The organism is Nostoc sp. 'Peltigera membranacea cyanobiont' 232, from assembly GCF_002245985.1.
Taxonomy (GTDB): Bacteria; Cyanobacteriota; Cyanobacteriia; order Cyanobacteriales; family Nostocaceae; genus Nostoc.
Window position 1 is genome coordinate 17704 of record NZ_NOLK01000061.1, and the last position, 22583, is coordinate 40286.

Sequence of the window (22583 nt, forward strand, 5' to 3'; positions counted from 1 at the left end):
TCCCCAACAAAATTTGAAATTTAATTCAACTTATTTATGTTAGCCACCTCTACCACTACTGCCCCAGAAGAGAATAACTTCATTCAGTGTGATGCCGATCGCGGATTTATCTCCTGGCTAAGTCAAACTGGAGGCTCAGTTGCCATCACCACCTACCAAGCCGGGAAACTAGCAGTTGTGGGCTGGAATGGACAACAGATAACCATGCTGTTACGCCAATTTTCCAAACCAATGGGGTTAGCAGTTCATGGTTCCCGTCTGGCACTGGCTAGCCATCACGAAGTCTGTTTGTTAGCCAATGCGCCCGCATTAGCTTATGAGTTTTTAGAAGACCAGCCCAGACGCTACGATGCCCTCTACCTACCACGGATGGCATACTTCACAGGCGACTTGAACATTCACGACCTAGAATTTGGCAGAGAAGGACTATGGATTGTCAACACCCGCTTTTCCTGTCTTTCTGCCTTGAGTCCAGACTTTAGCTTTGTACCGCGCTGGCATCCCAAATTTATTTCCCAAGTAGTACCAGAAGACCGTTGCCACCTGAATGGATTGGCGATGGTGGATGGCAACCCCAAGTATGTGACTGCCCTTGGTGCAACAGATACCGTCGGCGGATGGCGACCAGGTAAAGCCAACGGTGGGGTCGTTGTGGAAGTAGAGAGCAATGAAATTATTGTAGATGGATTATCAATGCCCCATTCCCCAATCTGGCATGACGGATTTTTGTGGCTGCTCAATTCTGGTGCTGGGGAAATATGGCGCATTCATCCAGAATCAGGGGACAAACAGGTAGTCTGTGTACTCCCTGGATTTCTGCGGGGGTTGTGCTGCGTGGGGTATTACGCCCTAGTGGGACTATGCCAGATTCGGGAACGGCATATTTTTGGGGGGTTGCCCATTGCCCAACGTTTTGAGCAGTTGCTATGTGGTGTGGCAGTAGTGGATTTACGAAATGGGCAGCAGGTAGGGATGCTAAAGTTCACCGCAGGCTGTCAAGAACTTTATGATGTGCAGTTTCTTGCTGGTGTACAGCGTCCGATGGTTTTAAATCAGGAACGAAAAGAAATCCGCCAAGCATTTACTGCACCAGAGTTGAACTACTGGCTGCGACCAAGTGCAGTGATTCCGAATGATTAAAGAGTCTGCTTAATCAAAGCGTAATTGTTGAAATCAAACTTTTAGTTTTTTTCAGAGGTTTTTTCATGACTGAATTCCAAGTTAATACTTATACCAACAACGAACAAGTTAACCCCACTGTAGCGATAGATGCGACTGGGGACTTTGTTATTACCTGGACTAGCTATGGTCAAGACGGGTCTGGCAATGGGATATATGCCCAACGCTACAACAGTGCCGGGCTAGCTCAAGGAAACGAATTCAAAGTCAATACCACCACCACTGGCAATCAAATCAACCCTATAATAGCGATGGATGGTGCTGGGGACTTTGTTGTTTCCTGGACTAGCAATGGTCAAGATAGTTCTGGCAATGGGATATATGCCCAACGCTACAATAGTGCCGGGGTAGCTCAAGGAAACGAATTCCAAGTCAATACCACCTTCAGCGACAATCAAATTAGCCCGACAGTAGCGATCGATGCCACTGGGGACTTTATCATTTCCTGGACTAGCAATGGTCAAGATGGTTCTGGCAATGGGATATATGCCCAACGCTACAATAGTGCCGGGGTAGCTCAAGGAAACGAATTCCAAGTCAATACCACCTTCAGCGACAATCAAATTAGCCCGACAGTAGCGATGGATGCGGCTGGGGACTTTGTGATTTCTTGGCAAAGCAATAATCAGGACGGTTCTAGATATGGGATATATGCCCAACGCTACAATAGTGCCGGGGTAGCTCAAGGAAACGAATTTAGAGTCAATACCACCACCAACGACAATCAAATTAACCCTACAGTAGCGATAAATGCCAATAATGGAGACTTTATCATTTCCTGGACTAGCAATGGTCAAGATGGTTCTGGCACTGGGATATATGCCCAACGCTACAACAGTGCCGGGGTAGCCCAAGGAAACGAATTTAGAGTCAATACCACCACCAACGACTCTCAAAGCAACCCCAAAGTAGCGATCGCGGCTAATGGGGAGTATGTCATTTCCTGGCAAAGCAATGGTCAAGACGGTTCTAGCAATGGGATATATGCTCAAGTCTACAACAGCTCTCTTGTTCCCCCGACAATCACCTCTACTTCTGCCTCTGCTCTGGCCTACACCGAAAACGCCACTAAAGCCATTGACTCAGGCATTACCGTCAGTGATACAGACTCTCCCAACCTGGCTAGTGCCACCGTCACCATTACCAGTGGTTTTGTTTCTGCTCAAGACATTCTCACCTTCATCAACCAAAATGGGATTATCGGCAGCTACAACAACAACACAGGTGTCTTAACCTTAACTGGCAGTTCCAGCGTTGCTAATTATCAAACCGCACTACAATCCATTACTTATACCAACAGCAGTGAGAACCCCAATACTACACCTCGTACCGTCAGCTTTGTAGTTGATGATGGGACTGCTAGTAGTACCGCCCTTACCCGCAATATTAATATTACGGCGGTGAATGATGCGCCTGTTGCTACTGCCACAAACTCTGCTCTAGCATATACTGAGAACGCCATTATAGCCATCGACTCAGGCTTCACCGTTAGCGATGCAGATACCACCAACCTAGCTAATGCCACTGTCAGTATCAGCAGTGGCTTTATTTCTGCTCAAGACATTCTTGCCTTCACCAACCAAAATGGGATTACAGGTAGCTACAACAGCAGCACAGGCATCTTAACCTTAACTGGCAGTTCCAGCGTCGCTAATTATCAAACAGCACTGCGTTCCATTACTTATACCAACAGCAGCAATAACCCCAATACTACACCTCGTACCATCAGTTTCGTCCTTAATGATGGGACTGCTAATAGTACCACCGTTACCCGCAATATTAATATTACGGCAGTGAATAATGCGCCTGTTGCTAGTGCCACCAACGCGGACCTGGCATACACTGAGAACGCCATTACAGCTATCGACTCAGGCATCACAGTCAGCGATTTAGACTCCGCTAACCTCTCCAGTGCCACCATCAGTATTAGTAGTGGTTTCGCTTCTGCTCAAGACATTCTTGCCTTCACCAACCAAAATGGAATTACAGGTAGCTACAACAGCAACACAGGCATCTTAACCTTAACTGGCAGTTCCAGTGTTGCTAATTATCAAACAGCACTGCGTTCCATTACTTATACCAACAGCAGTGATAATCCAAGCCTCACACCTCGTACTGTCAGCTTTATAGTTAATGATGGAACTGCAAATAGTACCGTCGTTACCCGCAATATTAATATCACGGCGGTAAATGATGCTCCCATCGCTGTTAACGATAGCATCACCACAAACAAAAACACACCCGTTATCATTAGCGCTACTACTTTGTTGAGCAATGATACAGATGTGGATGTCAGTGACGTATTGAGCATTGCTAGCTTTACCCAACCTAGCCAAGGAATTTTAGTTGACAACGGTAATAGTACTTACACTTATACTCCTGGTCAAAACTATTTTGGCTCTGACGGCTTCACTTACACCATAAGTGATGGTCACGGAGGCAGTAGTACTGCTACCGTCAACTTGAGCATTAATGAAGTCACAAATGCGAATAACGGCACTTCAGGTGCAGACAACCTGACTGGTACGGTGAATATGGATATCATCTCAGGATTGCTGGGCAATGACACGCTCAACGGACTAGGTGATAACGACACGCTCGATGGTGGCGATGGTAATGATTTGTTAGATGGTGGTACAGGCAACGATAGCCTCATTGGTGGTAAAGGCAATGACACTTATATTGTGGACAGCATCGGCGACACTATTACTGAAGGTTTAAATGCAGGCACAGATTTAGTTAAGTCTTCAGTGAGTTGGGTGTTGGGAAATAACCTGGAGAATTTGACCTTAACTGGAACCGACACAATTAATGGTACTGGTAACAGCCTTAATAATATCTTGACTGGAAATACTGCCGCTAATATCTTGAGCGGAGAAAATGGTAACGATAATCTGATTGGTGGTGCAGGTAATGACACCTTATTGGGCGGTGCAGGTAATGACACCTTGGATGGAGGTTTAGGAGCAGATAGTCTTAATGGTGGAATCGGCAATGATATTTACATCGTAGATAACCCCAGCGATACAATTACTGAAGGCTTAAATGCGGGCACAGATTTAGTTAAGTCTTCGGTGAGTTTTGTGTTGGCAGATAACGTGGAGAACTTGACCCTGACCGGAACCGACGCAATCAATGGTACTGGTAATAGCCTTAAGAACATCCTGATTGGAAATACTGGTGCTAACATCTTGAGCGGAGGAGATGGTAACGATAGCCTCTTTGGTAGCTCAGGTAATGACACTTTGTTGGGCGGTGCAGGCGATGATACTTTGGATGGAGGTTTAGGGACTGATAGTCTCAATGGTGGAGCCGGCAATGATGTTTACACCGTAGACAACCTGAACGATACTATTACTGAAGGCTTGAATGCAGGCATAGATTTAGTTAAGTCTTCGGTGAGTTTTGTGTTGGCAGATAACGTGGAGAAGTTGACCCTGACTGGAAGCGGGGTAATTAATGGTACTGGTAACAACCTTGATAACGTACTGATTGGAAATACTGGTGCTAACATCTTGAGCGGAGGAGATGGCAATGATAGCTTAATTGGTGGTGCAGGCAATGATAGCCTAATTGGTGGTGCAGGCGATGACACCTTGGATGGAGGTGCAGGGATTGATAGTCTCAATGGTGGAGCCGGCAATGATGTTTACACCATAGACAACCTGAAGGATACGATCGCTGAAGGCTTAAATGCAGGCATAGATTTAGTTAAGTCTTCGGTGAGTTGGGTGTTGGGAGATAACCTGGAGAACTTGACTCTGACTGGAAGTGCGACAATTGGTACTGGTAACAGCCTTGATAATATTCTGATTGGAAATGGTAGTGCGAACACTTTGACTGGAGGAGATGGTAAGGATAGTCTCTTTGGTAGCTCAGGCAATGATAGCCTAATTGGTGGTGCAGGCGATGACACCTTGGATGGAGGTGCAGGGATTGATAGTCTCAATGGTGGAGATGGTAATGACATTTACACGGTAGACAACCTCAGCGATATTATTACTGAAGGCTTAAATGCAGGCACAGATTTAGTTAACTCTTCGGTGAGTTGGGTGTTGGGAGATAACCTGGAGAACTTGACCCTGACTGGAACCGGAGCAATCACTGGTACTGGTAACAGCCTTAATAACATCCTGATGGGAAATACTGGTGCTAACACCTTGAGCGGAGGAGATGGTAACGATCGCCTCTTTGGTAATTCGGGTAATGACAGCTTAGTAGGCGGTATAGGTGATGATAGCCTCTATGGTGGAGTTGGTAAAGATACGCTGAGTGGTGGAGCTGGTCGAGATAGCTTATATCTGACTGATACCCGCACTGGAGGCTATGATACAATTACCGATTTTACTGGTGCTGATGATACTATCTTCATTTCTAAGGCGGAATTTGGACTGAGCCAAGCTCAGGATACAACACTCGATCAGAGCTTGTTCCGACTTGGTACGATCGCTACAACCGCAAGCGATCGCTTCATCTACAATCAAAGTACGGGTAGCTTATTCTTTGATAAAGATGGATTAGGTGGTACAGCACAAGTTCAAATAGCCCAATTCTCGAATAACGCACTGCTTGGTAGTGCAAATATTACTGTGATTGCCTAACTTTGCTAAAACTATTAACTTAGCATAAACCTATGTATAGACGCGAAACTTCGCGTCTATAAACGTTTTTTAGGTAAGTCTTACCTTCTTTCCTCTGCCTTATTTTTGGTCTACAGTTTGAATTGTCAACATTTGAGGGGGTGTGGCATCTGGTGGGTAGAGAAAATCCACTTCTACCGATCGCAGCTGGCCTGGAGACATTTTTAATTGAGCAAGCGGTTGTCCCATCTGTCCCCGTTGTTGAACTAAATGCCAATATTGAGTTCTGGGTAAGCCATTATCGTCATTGTAGCGAATACGAACTGTGCCTCGAAAAAAGACGGATGGTTGGGGTGGTGAAAAAAAGCGAAGCCCAGGTTTACTTAACTCGTCTTCTTTGATAGGTGTTTGGAAAAGCATATTTACAGTTTGTAGTTTGTCCGTATTGTTGATTAAGGGTAAAGAGATGTTGTATTCAATGCCGTAGTTGCCGTGAGCTTCGTAAGCAGTACCAGGATAACGCACCGCGAGTTTGGCAGTTTGGTTTTGTCCAGTACCCATTTTACCTGCCAAAAGGGTACTTAAGCCGTAGGAAAAAGCTTGTCCTGAAGCGGGGATTGTCAGGTATGAACTATTGGAGTTGGTAACTCGTGCTTGCCAACGAGAGCCAACAGCTACCGCCGCTACCCGACCGTAAATTTCTGCTGTCGCTGTCAGGTTATTTGGAGGACTAGGGGCAGGTTCACGCGGCCCTGCAAAATCACCATTTTCTAACAAGCTCTCCCATTCTTTTAAAGTGGGCGCTCGTTCAGTAGCATCTGGATTGGGTTTGGCAAACATGGCTAGGTTCGCCATATAAACTGGACTATCACTGTACAAACGCAACAAAGTAGAACGTCCATTCAATGGCGGTGTTAAAGGACGCACTGGAATTGGATGATTCATTAACATCCGGCTTTGTTTTGGTGGAATTAGCAACTGGGCTGGCCATCCTAACTGCCGTTTTCCTCGTAGCACATCATTCATAACGCGATCGCCTGGCCCAGCATAAATGTTTCCCGAATTATTTGACTGCATGGGGGGAAGTTTGAGAAAAGGTGCATCAGGTTGACTAACATAACTGGCTGCTTGTAAGATATTTATAGTTGCAGGGCGATCGCTGGGATTGTAAACAATCACCCCTAAATAAAGAGTCCGCAAATCATTTGGAGTCTCAATGGCTCTAGCAATATGATGAGAAAAGAAATCAAAGCGTCCCTTCCATAGAAAGTTCAGGTGGGCGCTAGGCACTCTTTTACCCTGGGGAGGAAATGTAGACAGCAGAATACCTTCACTCTGAACTACTTCTGGGTTATTACTGTTAAATACTGGTATTGGATCAAGATGTCCGGGTAAAGGTCTTGTTTGTTGGGGAATGAAGATTTCCTGGGGTTCAGTTGCTGGAGAAGGCGCTGCTTGAGCCAAAAGCAAATAGGAAATAAAATTAAGCATTTATATCAAAAATAAATTTATCGGTGAAGTTAAGAGTACAGCATACTTATACCAATTCTGTATGAGGTTGCGCTTTATTCACCTACGCCATAAAATTTTTATGTTGACATTCACTTAAAGCCAATACCCGTGAATGAAATTCTTAAACTGTCTTTGGGGAAAGAATTTCTAAATTTTTATTAAATGTCACTCGGAGGATAATTTGTCCGAGTCTGGGAGCATAAGCTAGAAGTTTAGTATCTTTTAAATGATTAAAAAACCGCAGAGACGCTGAGAAGCCAGTGCGTTGCGGGGGTTCCCCCCGTTGAAGCAACTGGTGCGGCGCAGAGGGAGAGGAAAAAGGAATAATTCCGATACAAACGGATTTGATCTGAAACCCTGATTTTGGGGAAAGTCGGCCAAGCTGTCACTAGGCGCTATGCGACTCTCAAAAGCATTGCCTTTAACTTTCCTCTTGGGGATAACCGTTTTTCTCGCGTTTGAGGCTTTCTTCTAAGGCTTGAATTTGTTCGCGACGGGCTTCTAATTCTAAGGAACGCCGCGCTAAGTCTTGGTTTTGCAACGTCAAGGATTGTCGCCAATGTTCTGCTCGTTCGGCTTCGTGCTGCAAAAATTCTGGGGTAATGCCAATGGTGAGATAGTTTTGTACCAGATGGAGTACCCAGTTGGTAGCGTCTTCTATTTTTTCAATGTCGCCTGTAGGGGAAAGTTCTACTAAAACAAGTAAGTTCTCACTGACGATCTTTCCCTTTCCTAGCAGAATGAAAGCCTCTTCTGGAATTATCGCCCACAAGTTATCAGCTTCTTGACGCGCCAACAAGCGTAACTGGTGCTGGTCTAAAAAATCGTTTTTACGCACCTGGGCTAGATATAGCATGAAAGTCGCTTCGCTCCAATTCAAAATCACCGAAGTTGAGATCGCCGGAAGTCGGCGCTCCGACTTCTCTCAAAATTCAAAAAAAATTTAATAAAATAATTAAGTACCAGAATTGATATTTTGATTTTGGTAATGTAATGAGTAATAGCTAATGGGTAATTGGAAATTATTGACACTTCCATTACCCATTACAGTTATCCTAAGCCATGCAGGCGATACCTACGACAATGCCTTTAGGCGATCGCGCAAAATTTCCACTTGTTTCTGTGCTTCTATTAAAGTATCCCGCGCCCCTTGTACCACATCGGCTCTAGCTCTGTCTACGAAGCTAGGATTGTTTAATCTGGTACTGAGGGACTGAACTTCTGCTTCAGCTTTGCTCAAGCTTTTCTCTAGCTTGGCACGCACAGCTTCAATATCTACCACACCGCTCAGAGGAATTAGCACTTGTATTGTACCAATTACACCTGCGTAGACGCTTTGCGACTTGCCGTCAGGCATCGCATTTTCTGATTCTTGTGGTTGTTCTAATTCTCTCTGCGGGAAAAACTGGCTCCACAACTTAAGTCTCGATTGAGCAGTTAGTAAATTTTGGCTTACAAACCAAGCTGTGTAACCAAAACCAACCATTTCAAAGAAAGTTCCGACGATGGGAATATCATTAATGGCATTTCCAGCAGCCAAACCTAATCTACCAAAGATAATGGCCACGATAATTAAGCCAATTGTCTTCAAACCCCTCTGAGGTTTTTTTACAGCAACAGTTTGGCTTGTTTCTTTGTCAGTAATAATTAAAGTCTCAACCTTAGCCAAATCTTTAATATAAGACTGTCCAGCAGTGAGAATTTCCCGCTCCTTCTGGCTTTCAGTTTGCAAATTCGCTGTTACTTTCACCCCTGGTTTAATATCCGCTTCAGCCCGTAAATTCCGAATTGTGCGGATAGTAGCAATTAGCAAATCAAACTGTTCTTCTAATTCAGAATCAATTAAATTTGCATCCACCTGCGGATAGATTTGCAATGACAAAGTTTGCGGGGAATCTGCTGATTGTTGGGTGAGAGTTTGCCAAATTTCTTCGGTAATATGAGGCATGAAAGGATGAAGCAGTTTCATAATCCCCTCCAGAACGTAGCCAAGGGTTTGCTGTGCTACCCTCTGCGATGTGGGATCGACATCTGCTTGCAATCTGGATTTTACCAATTCAATATATTGATCGCAGAAATCACCCCAAATAAACTCATAGAGTCCTTTGGCTGCTTCCCCTAAACCGTAATTATCGATGTAATTAGTGGTTTGTTTGACAACTTGATGATACCGCGAGAGAATCCAGCGATCGCTCAATTCGGTAGCAACTGGGTTCCCCAATTGTTGCGGTGTTTGTCCATCCAAATTCATCATCACAAATCGGGCAGCATTCCACAACTTGTTGGTAAAGTTGCGGGATGCTTCTACAGATGCTGATTCATCCTTTTTGCGATCGTATTCTAGGCGGATATTTTGTCCAGCGCCAGCCACTTCCCTAATTAGGGTATAGCGCAGGGCATCCGTACCATATTTGTCAATTAATAACAACGGGTCAATGCCATTACCTTTGCTCTTTCCCATCTTCTGACCTTTCTCATCCAGCACTAAGCCGTGGATGTAAACCGTTTGGAAAGGCATTTGCCCCGTAAAATGACTAGCCATCATGGTCATTCTGGCTACCCAGAAAAAGATGATGTCAAAGCCTGTCACTAAAGTGGTAGTTGGGTAGTAAGTCGCTAAATCCTGAGTTTGTTCTGGCCAGCCCAAAGTCGAAAACGGCCATAGTCCAGAAGAAAACCAAGTATCTAGTACATCTGGGTCTTGTTCTAGTTGGACATTTTCACCAAATTGTGATTTAGCTTTCTCCCAAGCTTCAGTTTCTGATTTCGCTACCACAAACGGCGTATTATCAGTAATTTGTCCACCTGTTTCACTGACAGCGTACCAAGCAGGAATTCGGTGTCCCCACCATAATTGCCGAGAGATACACCAATCAGTGAGTTTTACTAGCCAATCACGATAGACCTTAGTCCAGCGTTGGGGGACAAACTCTGGGGAAGTTTGCTGGTCGAGGAATTCGAGAGTGTTGTCAGCTAGGGGGCGAATTTTGACGAACCACTGAGTCGAGAGGAGGGGTTCAATGGGTACTTTACCGCGATCGCTGTAGGGAACGGTATGCTTATAATCTTCTATCTTCACCAAAAAGCCATCTGCCTCTAAGCGAGAAACCACATTTTTTCTAGCAACAAAGCGGTCTTGTCCTTGAAACTCCCCGGCATTGGCGTTGAGAGTGCCGTCTTTGTTCATAATGTTGATTAACGGCAGATTGTGACGCTTACCCATGTCAAAATCGTTCGGGTCATGGGCGGGAGTCACCTTTACGCAACCCGTGCCGAAAGTAGGGTCAACAAATTCATCGCCAATGATCGGAATTTCTCGTTGTAGAATGGGCAGAGTTAGAGTTTTACCAATGAGATGTTTGTAGCGATCGTCATTGGGATTAACTGCTACAGCCGTATCGCCCAGCATAGTTTCTGGTCGAGTTGTCGCCACCTCTACAAAACCGGAACCATCGGTGAGGGGATAGCGGAAGTGCCAGAGATTGCCATTAACTTCTTGATTTTCCACTTCCACATCAGATACAGCCGACCCAGAAGCGGGACACCAGTTAACTAAATATTCACCACGATAAATTAAGCCTTCCTCGTAGAGGCGAGTAAACGCCTCCACAACAGCTTTGGATAAGCCCTCATCCAGCGTAAACCTTTCCCGCGACCAGTCCACCGAGACACCCAAGCGTCGTAGCTGATTCAGAATCGTTCCCTCAGACTCCGCCTTCCATTGCCAAGCGCGTTCTAAGAATTTCTCGCGCCCCAATTCGTAGCGAGTCTTACCCTCTGTTTTTAGTTGCTTTTCCAGCATACTATGCACAGCAATGCTGGCGTGGTCAGTTCCGGGTAGCCATAGGGTATTGCGTCCCTGCATCCGGTGGTAGCGCACGAGGGTATCAATCAATGCACTTTCAAATGCGTGACCCATGTGTAAGCTGCCGGTGACGTTGGGCGGTGGAATGACGATGCAGTAGGGTTCGCCGCCTTTGTTGGGGTCAGCTTTGTAAACTTGGTTGTCTTCCCAGAATTTTTGCCACTTGGCTTCAGTGGAAAAAGGGTCGTAAAGACTGGGGAGATTGGGAATAATTGCGGTCATGCGGGAAAACTAAGGAAGGACTCTAATAAATTTTGCCACAGGGTTGGAGGCTGGTTTGTTTAGCAATTCTCGAAATCGTGGGTGTACCCCTTAAAAAATCTGGAAATGCGAAATCTATTCTTGACCCTTGTAGCTATCTTGGTAAATTCCGTAGCTGACATCTGTAATATTCGCTTAGAAAGACTCATGAAATTGAAACCAGGTTTATTTCAACTCATCGTGTTCGTTATGACTGTATCGTTACTTGCTTCTTGTGCGACAACCCCAGAAGCAAAACAGTCAGATTGCATCTCCAAAACGTCGCCGAACCCTAAACAACAACCCAATAACTGTTCACCCTCATCTAATAGTAGCGGCACAAGCGGTTACTCCGGTGGCAGTAACAATAGTCGCGGCACAAGTGGTTACTCTAGTGGCAGTAGCATTAGAAGCGGCACAAGCGGTTACTCTAGTGGCAGTAGCATTAGAAGAAGCAGTTTTGGTGATTCATCAGAGGTCGGTACTTCCAGCGGTTCTTCCAAGGGTCGTAGTGGTTTTGGTAGTTTTGGTCGCGGTGGTCATGCGGGTGGATAAGAGAATTATGAATATTTTCAACAGTCCTCAACGAAAGCGTCTATTTCAGTCCATGAAAATGGGTTGGTACAACTTTGCTCCTATTGAAGAAGGAACAGGTATACCTCTAACTGACCAAGAAACACCTTACGCTCTTTATTATTGCCATCAAGTTTTACCACAGACGATACAAGAAATCCGGCAAGCATCGGAATTAGTCGGTAGTGTTTTAACCCAAGCGTGGGGAATTATCCGCACTCTTGATGAGGATACACTACTTTACTATGGATTTCCTGAAGATACCATCAAGTTAGTTAAATATGACTTCCTCGCACCATTTTGTATGCGTCTTGACTGGTGCTGGAATCCAGAAGCGGGGATAAAAAAAGTAGTAGAAACTAATCCCCAAACTCCTAGTTTTTGGTTTGAGTGTACGGACGGCAATAACAAAGTTGCCAGACATTTTGGATTGCAACAACCAGATTTAGATGCTCAAAAAATCTTAACAAGAACACTCAATCAGCATATAAATAAAGCCGCATTAAATTTGGGTAAACCAATTACAGACTGTCGTGTGGCATTTACAGCTTTGAATAATGCCGAAGATTTAGGGACTATGCGATGGTTGAGCAAGTATTTGGAGTCCAAAAGTGCCATTTTACCCTTAGAATATCTTGGCATCAAAGATGGTGAATATCTATTTGACCAGAGAACAAAAAAACCAATAGATATCCTCTTTATGTGGTATCCAGTGGAATGGTTAATCCATGATACTGATGAAAAAGGTGAAAGATTATGGCCGGCTCTAGAACAACTAATTTTTGAGAATAAAATTGTGATTGTGAACTTTGGTTCTGCCTTTGCACTGCAACCAAAGAGTGTATTTGCCCTAATTACAGATTTGGGATATGACTTTTTTTCTGAGAAAGATGCTGGGACAGTCTGGGAATATTTTCCTAAAACATCACTGAGTGCAACAGAAATAGGTAATTCATACTTTGCTAAACCTATTTTAGGAAGAGAAGGTGAAGGAGGATTTGCAGTTAATTCAGGAAATATCTCTGCGCGTAGTAGTAATAACGATCCTTGGTATACACAACAAAATTATGTGTATCAAGAGTTATTAGAGTTTCCTAAACTAGAAATTGATGGTAAGTCAATGACTCAGGTTTGGGGAGCATGGCTATATAACAATGGTAATGACAAATTTATATCTGGAGGTGTAGGAATGCGTCTTTCTGAAGGGGAAATTACAGATAACTTATCCTATTGGTGTCCTATTGGATGCTAATTTTAATAGCATCGATAATTAGAGGCAAATATGAAACCTCAAACCACCACCCCTTCGCCCTGGACATACATACCCACCCTATATTTCACCTCCGGTATCCCTTACGTCATTATCAACACAGTTTCCGTAATCTTTTACAAAAAACTCGGAATCGATAACGCCCAAATTGCCCTTTGGACAAGCTTTCTCTATCTACCTTGGGTCATCAAAATGTTTTGGGGCCCAATTGTTGATATTTACTCTACCAAACGCAAATGGATACTTTATACCCAATTTGCCATGTTCGCTTGTCTAGGCTTAATAGCTCTCTCCTTACAACTGCCAAATTTCTTTTTCATCTCCCTTGCAACATTAACAATAGGAGCATTTATTTCTGCAACTTATGACATTGCCACAGATGGCTTCTACCTCTTCGCCTTATCTCCAGAACAACAAGCATTTTTTGTCGGCATTCGCTCACTTTGTTATCGGCTTGCTGTAATCTTTGGCTCTGGGATATTAGTAGTCTTAGCAGGTCAGCTTGAAGGATCTCTCAATAATATTCCTTTAAGCTGGACAATTGCTATTGGATTCTCAGCTTTAATTTTAGCAATGCTGTTTATTTCCCATCGCCTAATTTTACCCTTACCTGAATCAGATAACCACCTACAAATACAAGCTAGAGAAAATATACCTTTTTGGTCAATTATTAGCTCATATTTTGCTCAAGATAAAATTATCAGTATTTTAGCCTTTATCTTGCTCTACAGACTTGGTGAAGCAATGCTTGTCAAGATAGCCTCTTTATTTTTATTGGATAAACCAGAAGTAGGAGGGTTAGGGCTATCAACGTCAGATGTTGGGTTAGTCTACGGGACATTTGGGGTAATATCTCTAATTTGTGGAGGAATTTTAGGAGGCTTGCTAATCTCTAAATATGGATTAAAAAAGTGTCTATTTCCTATGGCTTTGGCATTAAATTTGCCGGATATATTTTACGTGTATATGGCTTATACGAAACCTTCGCTAACATTAATATATCCCTTAGTTTCCTTGGAGCAATTTGGGTATGGTTTTGGATTTACCGCTTTTAGTGTTTATTTAATGTATATTTGCCAAGGCGAATATAAAACTTCTCATTTTGCCATATCCACTGGCATTATGGCTTTAGGAATGATGTTACCAGGTTTAATTAGCGGTTATCTGCAAAAAGCACTTGGTTATCCATTATTTTTTGTCTTGGTCTGCTTGCTCACAATTCCTGGGATGATTGCTATCTTTTTTATACCTTTAAAAGAAGAACCAAAGCGTCAGAATAATTAATATTATTACAGATAATGAGTTATGTTTTAGGAATAGATGGCGGCGCTAGTAAGACTGTTTGTGTCTTGATGGATAATTTACATCAAGTGCTAGGTCGTGGTGAAGCTGGCCCATCTAATTATCAGGGTATAGGTATCGAAGCAACTTTACAATCTATTCAATCAGCAATTCAGAATGCGGTTAAGGCAGCAATAATTACAAGTACCCTGAAGATTGACGCTATATGTCTGGGTTTAGCCGGTGTAGGTCGGGCAGCAGATATCGAAGTAGTCAAAGGTTTAGTTGAAGAGTTGCAGAATAATAAACTTTTACCTATTACTTGGGCATTAAAACCAGCGAATATTGTCATTTGTAACGACGCTTTGATTGCTTTAGTTGGTGGAATTGGTCAGCCTGTAGGAATTGTGGTTGCAGCAGGTACTGGTTCCATAGTGTTCGGGCGAAATAATCAGGGACATACTAAGCGAGTCGGCGGCTGGGGTTATATTTTAGGAGATGAAGGTAGCGCTTATAAAATTGCGATCGCTGGGATGAATGCAGCATTAAAATCTGATGATGGACGGGAAAAATCAACGAGTTTGATTGAGGGTTTCAAACAGCATCTTGATTTGGAAAGTATAGAAGATTTAATAGAATTAATATATCGGCGAGGATGGGGAGTTAAAAAGATTGCGGCTTTAGCACCAATTGTAGATTTTGCAGCAGCATCAGGTGATATAGTAGCGAATATCATAATTGATGATGCTGTAAAAGAGTTGGTGAAAGCTACATCTACAGTAATTGATGCAATTTTTAGTTCTAACTCTATTTTAGAAGTAGTCACAACAGGAAGTGTGTGGCGCGGTAGATGCAAGATCCATGAGAGGTTTGCAGCCTCTCTTGTTAAGAAGTTTCCTAAAGTAAAGGTGATTTTTCCCAGGTATGAGCCTGCTTATGGTGCTGGTTTATTAGCGTTGCAGACAACTCAAAATTGACAAAGTAATAATAACGTTTTCAGTCTGCAAATATGCGCTCTAAGAAAGTTATTATTTCAGACCAAGCAGAGGTGCTAGGACTAGAATCATAACGATAACCGTCGTCGCGCATGAATGTATGTTCTGCTTCATACAAAAAAACTTGATGAGGTATGTTAGCATTCTCGATTGCTTTTATTATGGTTTTGCGATCGCTCTCTGGAATATGAGGATCGAGAGTACCAAACACCATTAGCATCTCACCTTTGATTTCACTTACCCTCTGGATTGTATCGGCTACCTCTTTACCCAGTTTGCCACTGGGAATACCAGTCGGGTAACAGCAGACACAAGCCCGAATTTCGCTTTGAAATGCGGCGCGGAAAGCTAAATGTCCACCAATACAAAAGCCGAGAGTGCCTATTTGATTTGGAGAAACCGCAGTCTCTCCTTTCAGAAATTCAATCACAGCAAGGCAATCGGCATCATAATCCGCTACGGAGGTTCGACGAGCATTGTCATTTCCCCGCATCCGTCCAAGATCGTCTGGCTCAATTACTAAACCAACTGGCTCAATTCGGTGAAAAATTTCTGGGGCTGCTACTACATAGCCGTATCCTGCTAAGTAGTTAGCTAGACGAGTTATGGCATCACCTAACTGATAAATATCACTGTAGAAGACAATACCAGGATATTTTCCTGCTGCTTTGGGAGCCGCAACGTAAACACGCATTAAGCTGCCATCTACTCTTAACTCAACGTTGCGCTTAGTGATTTGCACTTTTTTGTCTCCGTGTTCCGCTAGCTGTCATTAAAAAATACTCGAAGTTTTTCCAGCATCAGGATATCCTCAATTCCCAATTTGGTCATTGGTCATTGCACATCTACCTTTTTGGATCATTTACTTTTTTTGGTAGTCCTTAATGCAATAATTTCTTCAAAGCAGAAGCAGTCTACGAGATTGGTTAGTGCCTTGATAAGGCGATCGTGCTGCTCAGGAATTTGCTTAATCAGCATCAGAACTTCCTTAGCATTTATTCTAAGCGCTGCCTGATGCAGTTGCTCGATCCAGTCGCTGGGCATGACGCTTAAATCTGCAACTGTTAATAAATCAGGTGTGAAGGATGAAGTCTTAGAAGGCCAAGATGCTTTTTCCTGATTTTCTAGTTCATCAGCATAAACATAACGAACACCCAAATATTCAGCCATCTTTTCAAAAATTACAGTAGTCCGAAATGGCTTTCGCACAAAGTCATCAAAGCCTACAGACATGGCTGTTAAGCGGTCTTCTTCAAACGCACTTCCAGTCAAGGCGATAATCACTGGCGCTTGAGCGCCTGCTGCTTTAATATGTTTGGTTGCCTCAAATCCGTTCATAATTGGCATCCGCAGATCCATCCAGATGAGGTTAGGCGAGCAGGTTTGCCAAAGGTCGATCGCAGCTTGACCATTTACTGCCTCCCGCACCTCAAAGCCAATGGGGGTTAATAACTCAACCAATAGCTGGCGATTTTCTAGTTTATCCTCAACAATCAGAATGCGATAGCTGGGTTGTCCCTTTTCTAAACCGATAACTTGCCGATTTGGTGCAGGTGTTGGCAAGGTATCCATAATTACTGCACAAGTTCGGATCTCAAAGAGAAAAATTGAACCTTTTCCTAGCGTGCTATTCACACTGATATCTCCGCCCATCAGCCGCACAAATCGCTGGCTGATGGGTAATCCCAGTCCAGTCCCTTCCTGAGCTTTTTGTCCCGCCTCTGTTTGGACAAATGGCTCAAATAGGCGATTAAAGTCAGAGTTAGCAATGCCGCAACCCGTATCTTCGACGCTGAAGTTCAGGGTGATGGGTTCATTCGGTGTGATGTTTTGGTTCAGAGTTTCTACCCGCAAAGTTACTTGACCAATCTTGGTAAACTTTATGGCGTTTCCTAATAGATTAACCAAAACTTGGCGTAATTTACTTTCGTCAGCACAGATGTATTGGGGAATCGCTGGCGATCGCTCCAAAATGAGTTGTAACCCTCTCGATCGCGCTTTCAATGCAAACATCTGTTGCAGTCGATCCAAAAGCCCGTAGAGGTCAAAATTTGTTTCGCTGAGAATAACTCGACCTGCTTCAATTTTGGACATTTCCAACACATCATTGATTAAGGTCAGTAGGTCTTCGCCACTGCGGTTGATCGTGTCAAGATATTCCTGTTGCTGTGAGTCGAGCGATGGATTTCGCAGCAGCAGTTGAGTAAAGCCAAGGATGATGTTAAGAGGAGTCCGCAGTTCGTGGCTCATGTTGGAGAGAAACTGGCTTTTGGCAAGGTTGGCAGCATCTGCGGTTTCTTTGGCTTGTTTGAGGGCGGCTTCGGTTTTTTTCAGCTTGGTGATATCGCGAGCAACCCAAAGTACTGTATTGTCAGATAATGGCGAAACACTAGCTAAAAACCAAGTTTCTCGGTTCTTGTTGGATAAGTGGTATTCAACAAAAACATTCTTGCGGCTGCCATCAGCGTTTCTGGGTTCTTCTTTTAGATGCAACGCTTGCTGAATGGCATCGAGTATTAAATTGGCGATGTCTTTTGGTAAAACTTCATCAACTTTTTTGCCAATGCGATCTATATCAGGTTTATAAGCGAAGGATTGGGTTAGCACATACTTCGTTTGTACATACTTTTGGTAACGACCCTCTGCATCAAAAACCACTACCATATCAGTCATGGCAGCGAACATTAATCGGAGTTCTGCTTCGGATGTTTTTAGTGCTGCTTCTACTTTTTGGCGACCCCTTTGGGCAGCTTCGCTAACGCGAATTTCCCGTTGAAGTTGGGTATTTTTCTCTCCAAGTTCTGTGGTGCGTTGCGTGACTCGGCTTTCTAATTCCTCGTTGGTTCGGGCTAAAGCTAGAAAGGACTCACGCAACTGATGGGCCATAAGGTTAAAAGACTCTGCCAAAGAGTTTAGCTCGGTTGTACTGTTCACAGAAACCTTCTGGTCTAAGTTTCCGGCGGCGATCGCTTTGGCTGTACTTCCTAGTTGGAGAATTGGCTGTGTAATCCAGCCAGCCGTCAGAATGCCAAATCCGGTTGCGAGTGCAAACGCAACCAGACAAAGCACAATTGTGGAACGAGTATTCGTATTGATTTGATCCATGAAATCCCGTTCTGGCACAACCACGACGATTAGCCAGTCCAACCCCTGCTGATTCTTCATTGGGACAATCTGTAAAAATTGCCGTTGACCCTCAATGTCAAAATCTAGTTGTTGTTTTTCGATAATCTGGGTTAAGTCTCTGAAGTGTTGCTGCAAATATTCAGCAGTGTGTCGCGTCAAAGGATCGTTACTTGCGATCGCCTGAACTCGAACCGGATTCTGCGCTGTGATTGGATCTGTGGGATTTTTAATTACGTAGGGTTGTTGAGTGGTAGAACTGCCAACCAGCAATCCTGTGCGGCGTTCTAGGATGAAAGTTTCGCCCGTGCGCCCGATTTTTAGACTCCGCAGATATTGACTAATCCCAGTCAGTGAAAAATCGACAGCAGTAACGCCTAGCAAATTGTCGCCTCGATCGTAAATGGGTAAGCTGGCATTTAGTACATATTTTGGCGTGGCAAACAGTCTATAAATTCCACCCCAATTAGCCTTTTTAGACTTAACTGCCGATTCATACCAGGGACGAGTTCGCGGATCGTAATTAGGCTTGGATCTTAAAAGTTTAGTGTAATGTCCCGGTCGATCTGCGGCATAAATCCGAATTTCATTCCCAGTGGACTTGCCTGAAAGTTTCACCTGAAACTGTCCATCATCTGCTCTTTCAACCGCAACGTGTTCTCCATATTCTGACCCAACGTAAACTGCTGTCACCGTGTCAAAGGTCTTCAGTTGATACCAAAGGTGTTGTTCTAATGTTGATAATTTTTGGATATTAACTTCACCCAGTTGAATGGCATTAGCATTTAGTTGATTGATTTTATGAGGCGTTTCAACATATATTTGTAAGTACTGCTGGATTCGAGCCGTGATTTCATTTCGGAGTTGAATTGCAACTTCATTGACTGCCCGTTGCCCATTGTGTATGGATAGCCACCCGGTTAGCCCTACGGCTAAAGAAATTTGCAGTATAAACGGCACTACAAGAATATGGCGCAACTGCACATTTTTAGTCAGTTTTGAAACTTGAAGGGTGAGAGGATGCATATCCAAACTCCTGAAATTAAATAGCAATGTTGGGGTACGAATATTTACACAGAAGCTTCTTAATTTTTGTGAATTTTATTTGCATAATTATAAAAGATTAACTGTCTTAGATGATATTACCCAAGAGGGTAATATTGACAAAGAATACACAACTTAATTATGTGAGAGTTAGAATTTATCACTCTCTTAACAACTTCAGAATCTCCTAAGGCTTTTTGCTTTAGCAGACACTAGGCGTAGCTGGGTTGTACTGAGCTAATTTGGGACAATCAAGCTAAAAAACAGATAAAAAGAAGGTTGTAACTTGATTTACAATTGTGAAATAATTATTTAAAGCAATTAAAATAAAAAAATTTTACGTACTCAATTTCTTTTTAATTACTACTAACAAAAATAACTAAAGTAGGTAGACGGATATAGGATTACTATTTGATTTTTGAACGAAATTACGTATTGTAGAGGAGCCAGTGCGTTGCGGAGGTTCCCTCCGTTGTAGCAACTGGCGTTGTGTTAGAACGGAGTTCGTAACGCACTATTATCAAGGGTTTGATGCCGTACTCTCCGTGCTAACACATCCTACGGATATTTTCTCCAAATCAAACCGGATTCCTATATTAAGCCAACTATATATAGCGGTGTGCAGTTCAGTGAGATACAAAAACTTTGCTGAAATGATTTGACAGCAAGGACTTTGGTGTTCTCATCCAATCGATAACCGCTATAAATAAATGTAAATTTAGCAGCGCTTTTGAAATAACAAATATCATCAATAGATTTGTTACACAGATGGAATTTAGCATCACTTATAATCCACAATTTCTGTACAATACATTATCAGTAGCTTGATAATCAACAACTCTCTTAGCCCTTTGAGAAGTATGGAATTAAGCCAATCAGCCAAGGGAGATATTCTCATCGTTGATGACACCCTAGATAATCTTCGCCTCCTATCAGCAATGCTTACCGAGCAAGGATACGAAGTTAGGAGTGTTACTAATGGTTCTATGGCGTTGATTGGCATACAAGCTCAACCTCCAGATTTGATTTTGCTGGATATTACTATGCCCGGAATGAACGGCTATGAGGTATGTCAGCACCTCAAATCGAATCCTCAAACACAAGAGATTCCCGTCATTTTTATTAGTGCTTTAAATGAGGTATTTGATAAAGTGAAAGCCTTTTCGGTTGGAGGCGTTGATTTTATTAACAAACCTTTTCAGATTGAAGAGGTGGTTGCGCGGATGGAGCATCAACTGAAACTTTGCCGCTTACAACTGCAACTCCAGGAGCAAAATCGGCGCTTGCAGGAGACAGAAGCAGAACTGAGGCGATCGCTCAATCATCAGAGGGCGCTGAATCAACGCATCGAGGAAATGGTGGCGCTAGAAGAACGCAATCGGATTGCGCGTGACATCCACGACTCTCTAGGACATTCCCTAGTAGCGCTAAATGTGCAAATGGAAACAGCACTAACCCTTTGGGAAACCGATCCCAATCGAGCGCGATCGTTTTTATTAGAAGCGAAAAAATTGGGTTCCGAAGCTCTGCAAGATGTGCGGGAATCAGTTTCGGCAATTCGCTCAGATCCACTCCACGGACAATTGCTCGAAAATGCGATCGCTAACCTTGCAGAGGAATTCTATCACCTCACCGATGTCTTACCATACTGCAAAATTGATTTATCACAACCGCTTTCCGATTCAGTAAATCATGTTGTATACCGCATTATCCAGGAAGGGCTAACCAATATTTATAAACACGCCAATGCTACAGCGGTGCAAATCAAAATTCAAACAACGGCGGCGGGGCTATCGTTGATACTCCAAGATAACGGCAAAGGCTTTCAATGCGATCGCTCTGTAGCAGGATATGGACTCCAGGGAATGCGAGAACGAACGGTTACAGTAAATGCCCAGCTAGAAGTTGTCAGTAAACCGGGTGCTGGTTGTCGAATTGTTGCTAACTTTCCCAGAGATTAAGCATTGGGGAAGGAATGTAAAGACGTTACATATTGTAACGTTTCTGCAAGGGTTTCAGGTAATGCTTCATTCATTTTTGAAGATATCTATGCGATCGTTCATCAAAACCAGAAAGAGATAATTACCATGAAAAATGATAAATCCTCTCCTATTCGCCTGTTAATCGTTGACGATCAGAGCCTCATTCGTCAGGGACTGAAAGCAATGCTAGAACAGGAACCTGATTTGGAGGTAGTCGGTGATGCTGAAAATGGTAAAGTTGCTCTAGAGCTTGTTGCAGAACTCCAGCCCGATGTGGTGCTAATGGATATTCGGATGCCAGAAATGGATGGGCGAACTGCAACAAAACTGATTATGCAAAACTTTCCTAATATTAAAGTTCTCGTCTTGAGTACATTTGATGATGATTCTTATCTAACAGGGGCAATGCGTGCAGGTGCAAAAGGATATTTGCTTAAAGATATGCCTTCAAGTGAGCTAGCAGATGCAATTCGCTTTGGTCATTCTGGCTATACTCAATTTGGGCCGGGGTTATTTGATAAACTTTTAGTTACACAAGCAGCTTCAACTAGCCAAAATTCCTCTTCATCAAAGCCATCAGAAATTACCGCACGAGAACAAGAGGTTTTATGTTTAATAGGTGTTGGCGCAACGAACCGCGAAATTGCTCAACAACTTTATATCACAGAAGGAACGGTAAAAACTCATGTGACGAGTATTTTAAGCCGCCTCAATCTCAAAAATAGATCGCAACTTGCTATCTATGCAAATTCTGCTCTCAATCAAGAAAAGAAACTAGCCGGGAAGCTACCAGAATAAACCGGAGAGCGATGAACAATTATTATAAAAACATCTCAACAAGGGGCATAAGCCTAGGGTGTTGATTTTATACCTTTTCAGGGGTTAAAAATTCATGCACAATCCTTTCCAATCCTTGCCGAGTAAAATTTGCAGTGGGAA

General features: G+C 43.3%; 13 protein-coding genes. 8 read left to right on the plus strand and 5 right to left on the minus strand.

Annotation, left to right across the window (positions count from 1 at the left end):
* Window positions 1–36: 36 nt before the first annotated feature.
* Entirely contained in the window at window positions 37–1140 is a 1104-nt protein-coding gene (locus CDG79_RS20300; RefSeq protein WP_094343725.1) for a TIGR03032 family protein, read from the plus strand.
* Window positions 1141–1205: 65 nt separating this feature from the next.
* Complete coding sequence (locus CDG79_RS20305; RefSeq protein ID WP_094343726.1) at window positions 1206–5780, plus strand: beta strand repeat-containing protein; 4575 nt, start codon at window positions 1206–1208, stop codon at window positions 5778–5780.
* A gap of 99 nt (window positions 5781–5879) precedes the next feature.
* Here the strand turns inward: CDG79_RS20305 and CDG79_RS20310 are convergent, their stop codons facing one another.
* The 3 genes from CDG79_RS20310 to CDG79_RS20320 form a co-directional block, all read right to left on the minus strand.
* Window positions 5880–7250, minus strand: a complete 1371-nt coding sequence (locus CDG79_RS20310; protein ID WP_094343727.1) for a DUF3370 domain-containing protein — start codon at window positions 7248–7250, stop codon at window positions 5880–5882.
* Between the two features lie 442 nt (window positions 7251–7692).
* Complete coding sequence (locus CDG79_RS20315) at window positions 7693–8127, minus strand: hypothetical protein (RefSeq protein ID WP_094343743.1); 435 nt, start codon at window positions 8125–8127, stop codon at window positions 7693–7695.
* A gap of 219 nt (window positions 8128–8346) precedes the next feature.
* A complete protein-coding gene (locus tag CDG79_RS20320) occupies window positions 8347–11358 on the minus strand; it encodes a valine--tRNA ligase (protein WP_094343728.1) in 3012 nt (1003 codons plus the stop codon).
* Window positions 11359–11544: 186 nt separating this feature from the next.
* Here CDG79_RS20320 and CDG79_RS41170 point away from each other — a divergent pair, with 186 nt between their 5' ends.
* The 4 genes from CDG79_RS41170 to CDG79_RS20335 are packed head-to-tail and all read left to right on the plus strand — an operon-like array spanning window position 11545 to window position 15477.
* Window positions 11545–11931, plus strand: a complete 387-nt coding sequence (locus CDG79_RS41170; protein WP_143855525.1) for a hypothetical protein — start codon at window positions 11545–11547, stop codon at window positions 11929–11931.
* A gap of 7 nt (window positions 11932–11938) precedes the next feature.
* Window positions 11939–13201 carry a glutathionylspermidine synthase family protein gene (locus tag CDG79_RS20325; protein WP_094343744.1) on the plus strand — a complete coding sequence of 421 codons (1263 nt, stop codon included), beginning with the start codon at window positions 11939–11941 and terminating at the stop codon, window positions 13199–13201.
* Window positions 13202–13231: 30 nt separating this feature from the next.
* Window positions 13232–14503 carry an MFS transporter gene (locus tag CDG79_RS20330; RefSeq protein WP_094343729.1) on the plus strand — a complete coding sequence of 424 codons (1272 nt, stop codon included), beginning with the start codon at window positions 13232–13234 and terminating at the stop codon, window positions 14501–14503.
* 14 nt (window positions 14504–14517) lie between these two features.
* On the plus strand, window positions 14518–15477 hold the full coding sequence (locus CDG79_RS20335) for an N-acetylglucosamine kinase (RefSeq protein ID WP_094343730.1): 960 nt from the start codon (window positions 14518–14520) through the stop codon (window positions 15475–15477).
* Window positions 15478–15496: 19 nt separating this feature from the next.
* Here the strand turns inward: CDG79_RS20335 and CDG79_RS20340 are convergent, their stop codons facing one another.
* Window positions 15497–16237, minus strand: a complete 741-nt coding sequence (locus CDG79_RS20340) for a dienelactone hydrolase family protein (RefSeq protein ID WP_094343731.1) — start codon at window positions 16235–16237, stop codon at window positions 15497–15499.
* Between the two features lie 116 nt (window positions 16238–16353).
* The gene (locus CDG79_RS20345; RefSeq protein ID WP_094343732.1) at window positions 16354–19644 is read right to left on the minus strand and encodes an ATP-binding protein; all 3291 of its coding nucleotides are present in this window, start codon (window positions 19642–19644) and stop codon (window positions 16354–16356) included.
* An 878-nt stretch (window positions 19645–20522) separates the two neighbouring features.
* Between CDG79_RS20345 and CDG79_RS20350 the strand changes: the two genes are divergently transcribed.
* Window positions 20523–21623, plus strand: a complete 1101-nt coding sequence (locus CDG79_RS20350) for an ATP-binding response regulator (protein WP_094343733.1) — start codon at window positions 20523–20525, stop codon at window positions 21621–21623.
* 126 nt (window positions 21624–21749) lie between these two features.
* Window positions 21750–22442: a response regulator transcription factor gene (locus tag CDG79_RS20355; protein WP_094343734.1), complete on the plus strand. Its 693-nt coding sequence runs from the start codon at window positions 21750–21752 to the stop codon at window positions 22440–22442.
* The last annotated feature ends 141 nt before the right edge of the window (window positions 22443–22583 follow it).

What these genes read in the sequence shown, in the direction of transcription:
- CDG79_RS20350 (WP_094343733.1), top strand. Translation starts at nt 20,523, where the DNA reads ATGGAATTAAGCCAATCAGCCAAGGGAGATATTCTCATCGTTGATGAC.
- CDG79_RS20310 (WP_094343727.1), bottom strand. Translation starts at nt 7,250, where the DNA reads ATGCTTAATTTTATTTCCTATTTGCTTTTGGCTCAAGCAGCGCCTTCT.
- CDG79_RS20330 (WP_094343729.1), top strand. Translation starts at nt 13,232, where the DNA reads ATGAAACCTCAAACCACCACCCCTTCGCCCTGGACATACATACCCACC.
- CDG79_RS20315 (WP_094343743.1), bottom strand. Translation starts at nt 8,127, where the DNA reads ATGCTATATCTAGCCCAGGTGCGTAAAAACGATTTTTTAGACCAGCAC.
- CDG79_RS20325 (WP_094343744.1), top strand. Translation starts at nt 11,939, where the DNA reads ATGAATATTTTCAACAGTCCTCAACGAAAGCGTCTATTTCAGTCCATG.
- CDG79_RS20345 (WP_094343732.1), bottom strand. Translation starts at nt 19,644, where the DNA reads ATGCATCCTCTCACCCTTCAAGTTTCAAAACTGACTAAAAATGTGCAG.
- CDG79_RS41170 (WP_143855525.1), top strand. Translation starts at nt 11,545, where the DNA reads ATGAAATTGAAACCAGGTTTATTTCAACTCATCGTGTTCGTTATGACT.
- CDG79_RS20300 (WP_094343725.1), top strand. Translation starts at nt 37, where the DNA reads ATGTTAGCCACCTCTACCACTACTGCCCCAGAAGAGAATAACTTCATT.
- CDG79_RS20335 (WP_094343730.1), top strand. Translation starts at nt 14,518, where the DNA reads ATGAGTTATGTTTTAGGAATAGATGGCGGCGCTAGTAAGACTGTTTGT.
- CDG79_RS20320 (WP_094343728.1), bottom strand. Translation starts at nt 11,358, where the DNA reads ATGACCGCAATTATTCCCAATCTCCCCAGTCTTTACGACCCTTTTTCC.
- CDG79_RS20355 (WP_094343734.1), top strand. Translation starts at nt 21,750, where the DNA reads ATGAAAAATGATAAATCCTCTCCTATTCGCCTGTTAATCGTTGACGAT.
- CDG79_RS20305 (WP_094343726.1), top strand. Translation starts at nt 1,206, where the DNA reads ATGACTGAATTCCAAGTTAATACTTATACCAACAACGAACAAGTTAAC.